Raw genomic sequence first — 12,226 nt, 5'->3', positions numbered from 1 at the left:
TACGTAATTCTACCTTTTTTTACTTCCATCTAGCTGTAACTCATCTATACTTTGTACACGATGTTATTAAATGTCTTGTTTTTACAATGATAAACAAAAATTTACATGACATCACTAATTAGCTAGAACATACTACTGAGCGATTAACATTTCGTTAGTGGTATTGTCGAATTTAAGGAGTTAAATTATGACGCAATTGATCGTACTACTGCTATTGGTAAATTTAGGGATAACTTATCAATGCTACCGCTATGCTTGTTTAAAAGGCTACCCTGTTACTACATTTACTTGCCTAGGCTTAGTGCCCTACTTTAATTTAGTGGTATGGGTGTATTTATTATTTTTACCTGATATTACCCCATTTAATAAGCAGTTTGAGTATGAAGGGCATAATGAAAAGCAGCCTTTGTGATAGGCTGCTTTTTGGTCAGGGATAGTTGGTTAAAACTGATAGCTGATAGCTTTAAGGGCTAAGTCATTGGGTTTAATATCACCCATTACGCATTTTTTTATATCCGTCTTATTAAATACTTTGATCATACTTTTTCTGTTATCAGCCAAACCATTGAGCACAAAACTTACATGTTCATCATTAGGTAAACTACGCAGCCCACTACCATAGTCACACAAAGTTAAACTGATGCTGTTATTAACCTGGGTGAACAATTTTTGTTGCTCTGCGGCTTGCTGTTTGACACGCTCAACTTGTTTTTCAGTTATATCTTGACGCAATTTCTGTTGCTGTTTAGTGAGCTTTACTTGTTGTTTTTCAAGTGCGGCAATTTCTTTTTCAAGGCTCTTTTTGCGTTGCGCTAACTCTTTTGCCTCTGCGCTATTATCATGGCGGCTAGCAAACTCAAGATCACGCTTTTCACGCTCTAAATCGCGTAGTTCACGACTTATATCACGCTCTTGCTCTGCAACTTCTCTTACTTGTTCAGCCCCTTCTCTCATCACTTCCATAGCTTGTTGATAAGCTTTACGTGATGACTCAACAGCATGTTCGCTTATTGCTTGGGCATGGTCGCTAATAAACTCAATATTCACTTCAGAGAAATCAATGTCAGGCAGAGGAGGTAATGACGCATTAGGTACGTTACTAAAAAAACTTTGCCAACGGTTCGCACTTCTAATATCTAATTCAAAAACAACACCTTGCTTAACAAGGTAATGAGCTTTTATAGCACGTACAGCTTTATCGGTATCTTGCTTTAATGCTGCGCTAAGAATATTTTCCATGATGCCAACCTCTCGCTGTATGGCAGCTAAATCATTCGAACTTTGTGCAAATAGCTTGCTACTCATACAACCTAGCATGGCGATAATAACGCCGTTAATCAGTTTTTTATTCATACTCATTTACTCCTAATTTTTTGCGATAGCAGCCATTGGCTGCTCTTGAACTTGTTCGGCTAAATCGTTTAACTGCATGCGAAGATAGGCTTGATCTTGAGCACGCTGCGTTTTGAAATAAGTCAGTAAATTATTAAGATCTTCCTGGCGCTCAACTCGTCCGGTTGCTATTGCCTCTTTTGCTAGTTGATACATATGTTGCTGTTGTAACTCATTTTGTGCAGTTATAATATTCTGTAACTGATCTATTTGCTTTTGCTGAGATTCTAATAGCTGTGTTTGTTTAGCGACCTGATTCAGCAATTCTGGCGCCTGCTGCTTTGGCATCACTAAAAAGATTAACGAACAAATCATAACTGATGCCGCAACAGCCCATACCCCAGCCATACTAAATACGCTTACAGAAGCGAACTGTGGCATGGTCGACTGGCGATCCCAATGTGGCACTGGCACTGTTTTATATGCATTACTATGCTGCTGCCAGACTTGTGCTTGACTCATCAGCACGCTATATTCAGGATCATTTTCAAGCTGCTGTAATTGCGCAGCACTCAAAACATTGCCTTCTAACCATTGCTCAAAAAGCGACTCTAAATTAGCCATCGACGGCCTCCAAATGAACTTTTAATTTACCTAATGCACTATATAAACGAGACTTGGCGGTATTTATGGAAATATCGAGTTGCTCAGCTATCTCTTCAAAGGTGCAATGCTGGAAAAACTTTAACTCGACCACCAAACGCTGCTCCCAAGGCAAGTTATTTAGCATTGCTTTTAATTGTTGATGCTCAACTTGCACTAACTGATTATTCTCTAGCTCGCTATGCTCACACACCTGCTCAGGCACTTCATCAAGGCTTTGTAACTGCTTGCGACGGCGATAATGCTCAACACTACGACGATGCACTATTTGGAATACCCAGGTGTTAAAACTTGATTCACCGCGAAATTTAGGCAGGCTTTTATACACAGAAATAAACACTTCCTGCATTAAGTCCATGGCATCGTCAGGGTTACTGAGCATCCGCAAGCAATGGTTATAAACTTGGCTTTCATGCTGTTTTACCAACTTTAGCCAAGCACGTTTATTGCCTTGTTGCGCCTTTGCGATTAATGTTTCTAGTGATTGAAAAAACACAATTCTCAATGTTTATTTAATTTACTTATAAGGTTAGTCGAGGGCGGATAAAAGATAGTTTGAAAAGATCATAAAAAAGCTCAAATAAATTGAGCTTTTTACGGTAAAACCATTTTCTGTTGGCTATCAAGCCTTATTCACTTGGCACTGTTTATGTAAAAATTCTTTCAGTGCTTGGCTAAATAACCTAAAGTCTCTAATTCGGCCTGTGGTTTTACGCCATAAAATGCCGATATCGCGGTAGGCATCCCCTTTAGATGGCGTAGCCAGCATATTTTTGTTGTTAAGAATGCCTGCGTTAATGGCCATTTGCGGTAAAAAAGTCACCCCAAGTTGATGCTCAACCATACTTAACAATGTATGTAAGCTTGCGGCTTCAAACGGGTTAATACAGCTTGAGCGATTTAAATGACAAGCGCTTAATGCGTGCCCTGTCATACAATGTTCACGCTCTAATAAAAATACACTCGCATCAGGTAATAAATTAAAGTCTTCAATACCTGCAGCAGGTTTGTAATCTGAGTGATGAACCAAACTAAAATGATCTTGAGCCAATACTTGGGTATGAAACTTATCGGTATCGTAGGGTAATGCCAACAACGCCATATCAATGTGCCCATGCTCGAGCTTATCCAGTAATTTATCACTGGTATCTTCGACCAAAATCAACTCTAATTCGATGAAATTTTGTTGGCAAAAATGGTATAAAGGCGCAGCTATAAAGCTTGCTATGGTAGGTATTACCCCTAACGTTAACTTACCACTTAATGGATTTAAATGACTCTTCGTTAGCTCTTTAACACTTAGAGTATCATCAATGATTTTACGAGCACGCTCTACAACTTCTTCGCCAATAGCAGTAAACATTAGGCTGCGATTTTCACGCTCAATTAACTGACAACCGAGTGTTTCTTCTAGAGTTTGAATTGCGCTACTTAACGTTGACTGACCGATAAAACAAGCACTGGCGGCACGGCCAAAGTGTTGATGCTGATGCACAGCCAATAAATATTGCAGCTGTTTAATACTGGGTAAATTAGTCATTACTTTTGTTACCTACAAATAAAAAGACCCCAATACCTAGGGCATTGAGATCTTTTCAAGCTAAAAGTCTGTGCTACTTAAAAGCTGCGGGAATTAGACTCCGAACGCAATTCTTAATATGTAGAAAATAACAATAGCAAGACCTGCACCAACTGGCAATGTTATTACCCAAGAAACCACAATGTTTCTTACAACACCCATATTAAGTGCAGCAATACCACGGGCCATACCTACACCCAATACCGCACCCACTAAAGTTTGCGTAGTAGAGATAGGTAAACCAGTGCCTGATGCAATAACAACAGTAGAAGCTGCTGCAAGTTCCGCAGCAAAACCACGGCTAGGCGTTAAATGTGTAATGCCTTCACCAATAGTCTTGATCACTTTTTTACCTAAAATAGCAAGGCCTGCCACAATACCGATGCCGCCTAGTGGTAATATCCACCAAGCAAGAGCTGCTTTTTTAGCAATCTCACCGTTATTTTCAACGATATTAACAACCGCAGCTAGTGGTCCAATTGCATTGGCAACATCATTTGAACCATGGGCAAATGCCATACAACACGCTGTTAATACCATTAAGATAGCAAATACTTTTTCAACATTGTTGAACTGCATTTTTTTATCCGCTTGCGGGTCTATCTTTAAGCGAGAGATAGCAATTTTACCAATAATGCCAACAATTACAGCAATACCGATAGCAAACGCATAACCTTCAATAGCTCCCATATTAATACCAATATGCTTTAGGCCTTTTTTAATAGTCACTAAAGACATAATAAAACCGGCTAGACCCATATATACAGGCACAAAGCGTTTAGCGTTTTTAAGTGGAGCTTCGGTATCAAAAATAAGTTTTTGCGCACTCATAAATATCAGGTAAGCAATAAAGCCCGAGATAGCAGGGGTAACAATCCAACTACCTACGATACCTGCAACTTTACCCCATTGAATGGCTTCACTGCCTACTGCAACAAGAGCAAAGCCAATAATTGCACCAATAATTGAGTGAGTTGTTGAAACAGGCCAGCCTAAAAATGATGCAATAAGTAGCCAACTACCTGCTGCAAAAAGAGCAGAGATCATACCCAGTACCATCAATTCTGGAATATCCAAGAATGGAGTTGAATCGATAATACCTTTACGAATCGTCGATGTTACCTCGCCGCCTGCGAGATAGGCCCCAGCAAACTCAAAAATCATAGCAATAAAAATAGCTTGCTTGATAGTTAACGCTTTTGAACCTACTGAGGTACCCATAGCATTAGCAACGTCATTCGCGCCAATACCATAAGCCATAAAAAAACCGACTGCTGCGGCAATTAAAATTAATACCGTGCCATAAGATGCAATGATATCCATTGTGTAACCTTAATCTTTCGTTATTGAACTGAGTGTAAATTAACGAGCTAACATCAGCTCAAGACGTGAACCTACGCGCTCTGCAATATCAGCAAGCTCGCCAACCCATTCAATGATTTTATATAAAAACATTACATCAACTGGGTTTAGATCATCTTCAACGACGCGTAATTGGCGACGAATTTTGATTTGCATATCATCCGTGTCTTGTTCTATTGCATCCAATTCAACTAGCATTTTCTCTACTAAGGTTACTTCGCGACCTTTAAAACCAGTCTCTAATAACTCATCTAACTCATTAATCGCATTGGATGCTTGTTTAGTCGCATCAACACAACGAGTTAGATAGGCTAAGAAATCAGTTTGAATCTCTTTAGGAATGGTCATCTCACGACCAATTACACGACCAGCAATGTCTTTTGCTTTATTAGCAATTTTATCTTGCTGGGTGACAAGTTCGAGCAGATCTGTACGCTCTACCGGCATGAATAAGCCACGCGGTAGTTGTAAACGTATATTTCGTTTCATATCGTCGGCTTCACGCTCTAAATTACGAATGTTCAAGCGAATCTCTTCTGCTTGAGCCCATTCTTCTTTAAATACGTGGTTGAAAAAAAGGGATCAAAGCTTTACTTGCTTGATGTACCTTTTTGATGTGATCTTCCATTGGCTTGATAGGAGATTTTGCGAATACCCCTAAAAAATGCGTTTGTAGGCATAACTGACCCTTAAATCAAATTAGTATGCTTTGCGGCGTGAATTTTACAGCATTCACAACGATTGTGAACGCTTTTTATTACTTCACTGCGCCCTGAATACAATATTAATAACAGCACTCATAGAAAAAGCGACCTAAAGCCGCTTTTAATAATAAATTATCAGAGTCATTTTTATAATGACTTTTCTATATCTTCTTGAGATGTATGACGAATATCTTTACCGTTAACAAAATAGATGATGTATTCAGCAATATTCTGGCAACGATCGCCAATTCGCTCAAGTGAACGAACTGACCATACTAAATCCATAATTTTTGGGATTGAACGTGGGTCTTCCATCATGTAGGTCATAATTTGACGTGTGATCGCTTCATATTCACGGTCAACCTTGGCATCTTCTTTGTGAACTTCAAATGCTTTTTGTACATCCATACGCGCAAATGCATCTAACACATCATGCAGCATTTTGGATACCTGACGACCCATGTTTTCAATGTTTACTAATAAGTCTTGCTGATCTTTAGTAAACGAATCTAACGCAACTTTAGCAATACGTTCAGCTTCATCACCAATACGCTCAAGATCGGCAATGGTTTTAGCTATCGCAACGACTAGACGTAAATCGCTCGCAGCAGGCTGACGACGAGCAATAATGCGTGTGCACTCATCGTCGATATTCACTTCCATTGCGTTTACTTTATAATCATTTTCACGTACTTTGCGTGCAAGCTCTGCATCACCATTGCTAACAGCATCAAGTGCACTATTGAGCTGCTGCTCAACTAACCCACCCATACTTAATACATGGTTACGAACGTTCTCAAGCTCTTGGTTAAAGCGACCTGAGATATGCTTATTAATATTGTGTTCCATTGTTTACCTTCTTATCAAATTCGTAATAACACTGCAAAATCGGTAGCAATTACCTTAACCGTAACGACCTGTAATATAGTCTTCAGTTTTCTTTTTGCTCGGTGTAGTAAATAGAGTATTGGTATCTGCGTACTCAATTAACTCACCCATGTACATAAATGCTGTTTGATCAGATACACGTGCTGCTTGTTGCATGTTATGAGTAACAATCACAACGGTAAACTTATTTTTTAAATCGTTTATCAACTCTTCAATAACTAACGTAGAGATAGGATCAAGTGCAGACGTTGGTTCATCCAGTAACAAAACTTCAGGTTCAATTGCGATTGAACGAGCAATCACTAAACGTTGTTGCTGACCACCTGATAAACCAAATGCACTGTCATGAAGCCTGTCTTTAACTTCATCCCATAATGCAGCGCCACGAAGGGACTGCTCTACCACTTCATCTAGCTTACGTTTTTCTTTGATCCCTTGTAAGCGTAGGCCATAAACCACATTTTCGTAAATTGATTTAGGAAATGGGTTCGGGCGCTGAAACACCATACCCACATTACGACGAAGGGCTGCAACGTCAACGCTTTTATCGTATATATTTTGTCCGTGTAGCAGTATTTCACCATCAATACGGCAAATATCAACTAAGTCATTCATGCGGTTAATACAACGTAATAGTGTTGATTTACCACAACCTGATGGCCCGATAAAGGCAGTTACTTGGCCTTTAGGGATTTTCATATTCACTGAGCTTAGTGCTTGCTTATCACCATAGTAAAGATCTAAGTCTTTGATCTCGAGTGCCGTTTGCTCAGAGGCTAAATTTTCTAAGTCCAATTTCAAGCTACTGCCTGACTGGTTAACTTGTGGAGCGACTGTAATCATGTCTTTTTACCTTTACTAATTAATGCTCAAGCGATCTGAATTTTTCACGTAAATGATTACGTATGCCGATTGCTGTGATATTCAATGTAATAATCACTGATACTAACAAGAATGCTGTGGCGTATACTAACGGACGAGCCGCTTCAACGTTAGGGCTTTGGAAGCCTACGTCATATATATGAAAACCTAAGTGCATAAACTTTCTATCTAAGTGAAAATATGGGAAGTTTCCATCAAGTGGTAATGTAGGTGCCATTTTAACTACACCGACCAACATTAATGGTGCTACTTCACCCGCTGCGCGAGCAACGGCTAATATTAAACCTGTCATAATGGCTGGGCTTGCCATTGGCACTATGATACGCCACAACGTCTCAGCTTTAGTTGCCCCAAGAGCTAACGAACCATGACGAACGGTACTTGGAATACGTGATAAACCTTCTTCAGTAGAAACGATAACCACTGGCAGCGTTAAAATAGCCAAAGTTAATGCAGACCACATTACACCAGGGGTACCAAATACAGGGCTTGGTGCCGCTTCAGGGTAGAACAATTGGTCTAAGCTACCACCGAGCATGTATACAAAGAAACCTAAACCAAATACACCATACACGATAGAAGGAACACCGGCTAAGTTGATTACGGCGATTCGGATCATTTTTGTGACGGCATTTTTAGACGCGTATTCATGAAGGTAAATCGCGGCAATAACACCAAATGGAGTCACAATCACCGCCATCAGCATTACCATGAAAACAGTACCAAAGATTGCGGGAAATACCCCACCTTCAGTATTTGCTTCACGAGGATCATCAGCAACAAACTTACCCAGTTGCACAAAATAATGACCTAGCTTTGCAAAGAAGCCCATATCATTTGGTTGCCAAAAATCGAGTACTTGGTACAGCGGGATCGTTACCACTTCACCACGCATATCTTTAACCATGACTTGGTCACGCTTTGCTTGATTACGTAATGCGAACAACTGTTTCTCTAATACGAGATATTCAGCACGAAGTTCAGCCCGTTCTTGTGCTAACTCTGCCACGCGTTCGTCTGTTAATGCATCATCAAGTAAATATGATTTTTCTCTTAAACGAATACGTTCTAACTCGTAGTTTATATGACCAATATCACCATTTTGTAAATCAAGCGCTTCTTCGTTTAACTCAACAGCGCGTTCTACAAGCTCTTCTAATAGCTCTGTTTTATTTTCAGTGATGACTTGCCCGTCTTTTATCACCTGTTCAACATAACCGTAGAAGTTACCGTTTTTACTGCGTTCGAATACTGCTAAGTCCGCAGGCATAGATTTTGATTTTATGTCAGTTTCTAAAATCCAACGAAAATCTAAATCAACGTATTCACGGTTACCGGTTTTAATCAATAAACGCTCTAAATGCTCTTTGTCAAAGCCTGACAAATCAATACCCATCGCCTCTAAGCGAGATTTTGGCACCATTTCACGGTCATAAATTTCACCAATAACAGTTTGCTTTGCTACTGAGCCATCTAACTCAAACTGCGCAACTTCTGATGGCCAGAAAAAGCTTAAACCTTTCCAAGCAATCATTGCTAATAACCCTAATACAGAGATTAAGCTGATACTTACTGCACCACCTGTCATCCATATCCAAGGAGAACCTGACTTAAACCACTGCTTTACCATGTCGTGTCTCTCCACTTACATTGAGCTGTATTTATCACGCAGCTGCTGACGAACAAACTCAGCCACTGTGTTGAAAATAAAGGTGAATATGAATAATACAAATGCTGCTAAGAACAAGATGCGATAGTGAGAACTACCCACTTCAGACTCAGGCATTTCTACTGCAATGTTTGCGGCTAATGTACGCATACCTTGGAAAATGCTCCAATCCATAATTGGCGTATTACCCGTTGCCATAAGTACAATCATGGTTTCACCTACCGCACGACCTAAGCCCATCATCACGGCAGAGAAAATACCAGGACTTGCCGTTAGTAGCACAACACTCACTAAGGTTTGCCATTGCGTTGCACCTAAAGCTAACGAACCATTCGAAAGATGTTTTGGCACGCTAAATACCGCATCTTCTGCTATTGAGAAAATAGTCGGGATAACCGCAAAGCCCATAGCAATACCCACAACCAATGAGTTACGTTGGTCAAAGGTCATACCAAGCTCATTGGTTAAGTACTGACGTACATTGCCATCAAACACCCACAATTCAATTGCACCACTCATGGCAAAAGCTAGCCAACCAATAAGTAATACCACTGGGATTAATAAAATTGAATGTGAGCCTTCGGGAATACGATGACGGATGCTCGAGGGTAGTTTAGTCCAGCCATAAGCGGTACCTAAAATACCCAATGGCAGCATAACCAACAAACCGACGATAGCAGGTAGGTGCTCTTCAATTAATGGTGCAAGCCATAAACCCGCTAAGAAACCAAGTATAACTGTTGGTAGTGCTTCCATGATTTCAACAGTTGGCTTAACCACCTTACGTAATGAACCAGACATAAAATAAGCGGTATAAATTGCTGCTGACAATGCAATCGGCACGGCGAACAACATGGCATACATAGCTGCTTTGATTGTACCGAATGAAATCGGCACTAATGAAAATTTTGATTCAAAGTCGTCACTGGCTGATGTTGACTGCCAAATATAACCAGGCTCAGGGTAACCTTCGTACCATACCTCTTGCCATAACGCTGACCATGTCACTTCAGGGTGCTCGTTATCAATATCGACAACGGTTAGTTTATTGTCAGCTAGGATCAAAGCGGCATTTGAGCGTGGTGCAATCGCAAAGTTTTCTATTGGACCATCACTTACTTTGCCTTGCCATAATTTAGCTTCACTAGTGCTGTAATAAACACCTAGCTCGCCATTAGCGCTAGTGGTGAAAAACGTACGGCGATAAAATTCAGTAAAGATATCTAACTTACTTTGTTTAGATGTTTCGAATGAGCGAATTTTTTGATACTCACGGCCATCATCTGTATTAACTTCAAACCATTGTGAAACTTCACCATTATCATTAGCCAGCATCAATGAGTTTGCACCCGCAAGTAATGTAGCTGATACTAAGTTGGCGTTTTCTTCGTTTGCCGCCAGTACTTGAATTAACTCAACTTCACTTGGATAACGAGTATCATAAATATAAATTTGATTTGCCGTACGAACAAAAGTACGGGTTGTATCTGGCGACATCAGTAGTTGATCAACACGTCCTTCAATATCGAGTTCAGTGCGCTCTACTTGCCATTCAACCTCGCCTGTAAACATATTTTCTTGTGCAACAAAGCTACTAAACATAACTCGTTTATCAGCCGTTTGGGCAACCACTGCGGTTTTTTCTTCATAGTGGCTAAAAGCAAATTGCGTAAGCGCTGCGCCTTGATCATCAACAATTAATGGCATTTCACCCAGCGGATAATCTAGTCGAGGTGTTAACTTACGAGTATTATTTGGAAAAGTAACAAGGAACTTTGGTGCAACAATACTAACAGTACCGTTTTCTAAACCGTATGCATATAAGCCTTGAAATGGTGCGCTGTTAGCAAAGCTCGCTACATCCGCTTCTAGCGAAACATCGAGTGATTCAAGTTTATCGCCGAAAGTGGCTTCTTCTACGCTGTAGAAATCAACACTACCTTGCTTAGAAAGTAAAAAAGCGACTTCAGTTTGCTCTTCCACCCCTAAACCGACGACCTGCTCTGTATTATTTAATGCAAAGCTATCGCGGGTTTCAACTTTAGCTGATTCGAAAATAGGTTGAACAACGTAAAGCAGATAAAAGAATATCAACAGCAAAGCTATTAATACCATTATACCACCAGCAGTAATGCTGAACTGGGCAAACCTGTCTTTAAATAGACGGCTTCTATCCGTATTAAAAGACGGTTTATTCGGATTGGAAGTCATCGAAACACCTTTAAAACTTAACGTAGGCACATTATATTTCACCAAGATGACAGTATTGTTACAACCGTCACAATTCCGAGGTTAAGTTTTCATATCTGAATGGTCTATGTAAAAGGTATTATTTTTCATGCTGTTAAAGTAAATCTGGCCAAGGTGAGAAAATTTCAACTAAAAGTTTTGTTAACCACTATCAGCTAGTTAGCGTAAACAGCACATAAAAAGGGACTAATATGTTGTATACTTATTAAACTTAAAGTCAAAAAATTGGACAAAATAGCGGATAGAGTCAATACTCAATCTGAATTTTTAAACATAATAATTTTACAATATTTTACGCTGATGCATTTCTCCTTTTCTAATCGGCATTTTTAGGAATCTATTTATGAAGCAATTAGTTATAACTATTTTAGGACAAGATAGACCAGGCCTTGTGGAAGATATTTCATCCACCGTTTTAAGTCATCATGGTAATTGGTTAACTAGTAACTTAAGCCACCTTGCAGGGCACTTTGCCGGCATTATTGAAGTGGCAGTACCTGAGCAACATTTACAAGAGCTGCAAGAGTCGCTGCATGCTCTCGATAAACTCGAAGTGCGTATCGAAACAGGCCTAGAGGCACTAAACGATAATTCAACAGAAAAGCTTAACTTTGTTATTACCGGTAACGATCGCCCAGGCATAGTGCAAGAGCTTGCAGGTGTAATTAGACATAAAGGGGCAAATATTACCCATTTGAATTCAAAGCAGCAAAGCGCACCTAATTGGGGTGTGCCAATATTTAGTGCTGTTGCGACCGTTGAGTTACCCAATGGAATGAATAAAGATGAAGTTGTCGCTGCGCTTGAAGCTATCACGGCTGATCTCATTGTTGATATTGAAGACGCTTAAGATCTAAAAACCCAAATATCCCCATGACAAACGTGTAATAAAAATGA

11 protein-coding genes and 1 pseudogene are annotated in these 12,226 nt (G+C 39.8%); 2 read left to right on the top strand and 10 right to left on the bottom strand.

Annotation, left to right across the window (positions count from 1 at the left end; genetic code table 11):
* Window positions 1-187: 187 nt before the first annotated feature.
* A complete protein-coding gene (locus ACU8V8_RS00445) occupies window positions 188-412 on the top strand; it encodes a hypothetical protein (protein WP_421960504.1) in 225 nt (74 codons plus the stop codon).
* A gap of 29 nt (window positions 413-441) precedes the next feature.
* Here ACU8V8_RS00445 and ACU8V8_RS00440 read toward each other — a convergent pair whose 3' ends face one another.
* From ACU8V8_RS00440 to ACU8V8_RS00395, 10 genes and pseudogenes are all read right to left on the bottom strand, one after another.
* On the bottom strand, window positions 442-1,353 hold the full coding sequence (locus ACU8V8_RS00440; protein WP_446888450.1) for a hypothetical protein: 912 nt from the start codon (window positions 1,351-1,353) through the stop codon (window positions 442-444).
* Window positions 1,354-1,365: 12 nt separating this feature from the next.
* Window positions 1,366-1,956, bottom strand: a complete 591-nt coding sequence (locus tag ACU8V8_RS00435; protein WP_446888449.1) for a hypothetical protein — start codon at window positions 1,954-1,956, stop codon at window positions 1,366-1,368.
* Window positions 1,949-2,491: an RNA polymerase sigma factor gene (locus tag ACU8V8_RS00430; RefSeq protein ID WP_446888448.1), complete on the bottom strand. Its 543-nt coding sequence runs from the start codon at window positions 2,489-2,491 to the stop codon at window positions 1,949-1,951. The genes ACU8V8_RS00435 and ACU8V8_RS00430 overlap by 8 nt, the downstream gene beginning before the upstream one ends.
* A gap of 126 nt (window positions 2,492-2,617) precedes the next feature.
* The gene (locus ACU8V8_RS00425) at window positions 2,618-3,535 is read right to left on the bottom strand and encodes a hydrogen peroxide-inducible genes activator (RefSeq protein ID WP_446888447.1); all 918 of its coding nucleotides are present in this window, start codon (window positions 3,533-3,535) and stop codon (window positions 2,618-2,620) included.
* Window positions 3,536-3,628: 93 nt separating this feature from the next.
* Window positions 3,629-4,897: an inorganic phosphate transporter gene (locus ACU8V8_RS00420; protein ID WP_446888446.1), complete on the bottom strand. Its 1,269-nt coding sequence runs from the start codon at window positions 4,895-4,897 to the stop codon at window positions 3,629-3,631.
* Between the two features lie 39 nt (window positions 4,898-4,936).
* Window positions 4,937-5,616, bottom strand: a pseudogene (locus ACU8V8_RS00415) (TIGR00153 family protein).
* Between the two features lie 171 nt (window positions 5,617-5,787).
* Window positions 5,788-6,489 carry a phosphate signaling complex protein PhoU gene (gene phoU / locus ACU8V8_RS00410; RefSeq protein ID WP_087533354.1) on the bottom strand — a complete coding sequence of 234 codons (702 nt, stop codon included), beginning with the start codon at window positions 6,487-6,489 and terminating at the stop codon, window positions 5,788-5,790.
* 54 nt (window positions 6,490-6,543) lie between these two features.
* On the bottom strand, window positions 6,544-7,371 hold the full coding sequence (pstB, locus tag ACU8V8_RS00405; RefSeq protein ID WP_290210317.1) for a phosphate ABC transporter ATP-binding protein PstB: 828 nt from the start codon (window positions 7,369-7,371) through the stop codon (window positions 6,544-6,546).
* A gap of 19 nt (window positions 7,372-7,390) precedes the next feature.
* The gene (pstA, locus tag ACU8V8_RS00400; RefSeq protein WP_446888445.1) at window positions 7,391-9,040 is read right to left on the bottom strand and encodes a phosphate ABC transporter permease PstA; all 1,650 of its coding nucleotides are present in this window, start codon (window positions 9,038-9,040) and stop codon (window positions 7,391-7,393) included.
* A gap of 15 nt (window positions 9,041-9,055) precedes the next feature.
* On the bottom strand, window positions 9,056-11,290 hold the full coding sequence (locus ACU8V8_RS00395; protein WP_446888444.1) for an ABC transporter permease subunit: 2,235 nt from the start codon (window positions 11,288-11,290) through the stop codon (window positions 9,056-9,058).
* Window positions 11,291-11,672: 382 nt separating this feature from the next.
* Between ACU8V8_RS00395 and ACU8V8_RS00390 the strand changes: the two genes are divergently transcribed.
* Window positions 11,673-12,179, top strand: a complete 507-nt coding sequence (locus tag ACU8V8_RS00390) for a glycine cleavage system protein R (protein ID WP_446888443.1) — start codon at window positions 11,673-11,675, stop codon at window positions 12,177-12,179.
* Window positions 12,180-12,226 lie beyond the last annotated feature (47 nt).

This window comes from Pseudoalteromonas sp. SaAl2 (genome assembly GCF_052947895.1).
Note: the sequence above shows the minus strand (reverse complement) of the source record. Positions and strands in the feature narration are given on the sequence as shown.

Coding starts and splice junctions, on each gene's coding strand:
- ACU8V8_RS00445 (WP_421960504.1), top strand. CDS start 188: ATGACGCAATTGATCGTACTACTGCTATTGGTAAATTTAGGGATAACT.
- ACU8V8_RS00440 (WP_446888450.1), bottom strand. CDS start 1,353: ATGAATAAAAAACTGATTAACGGCGTTATTATCGCCATGCTAGGTTGT.
- ACU8V8_RS00435 (WP_446888449.1), bottom strand. CDS start 1,956: ATGGCTAATTTAGAGTCGCTTTTTGAGCAATGGTTAGAAGGCAATGTT.
- ACU8V8_RS00425 (WP_446888447.1), bottom strand. CDS start 3,535: ATGACTAATTTACCCAGTATTAAACAGCTGCAATATTTATTGGCTGTG.
- ACU8V8_RS00420 (WP_446888446.1), bottom strand. CDS start 4,897: ATGGATATCATTGCATCTTATGGCACGGTATTAATTTTAATTGCCGCA.
- phoU (WP_087533354.1), bottom strand. CDS start 6,489: ATGGAACACAATATTAATAAGCATATCTCAGGTCGCTTTAACCAAGAG.
- pstB (WP_290210317.1), bottom strand. CDS start 7,371: ATGATTACAGTCGCTCCACAAGTTAACCAGTCAGGCAGTAGCTTGAAA.
- pstA (WP_446888445.1), bottom strand. CDS start 9,040: ATGGTAAAGCAGTGGTTTAAGTCAGGTTCTCCTTGGATATGGATGACA.
- ACU8V8_RS00395 (WP_446888444.1), bottom strand. CDS start 11,290: ATGACTTCCAATCCGAATAAACCGTCTTTTAATACGGATAGAAGCCGT.
- ACU8V8_RS00390 (WP_446888443.1), top strand. CDS start 11,673: ATGAAGCAATTAGTTATAACTATTTTAGGACAAGATAGACCAGGCCTT.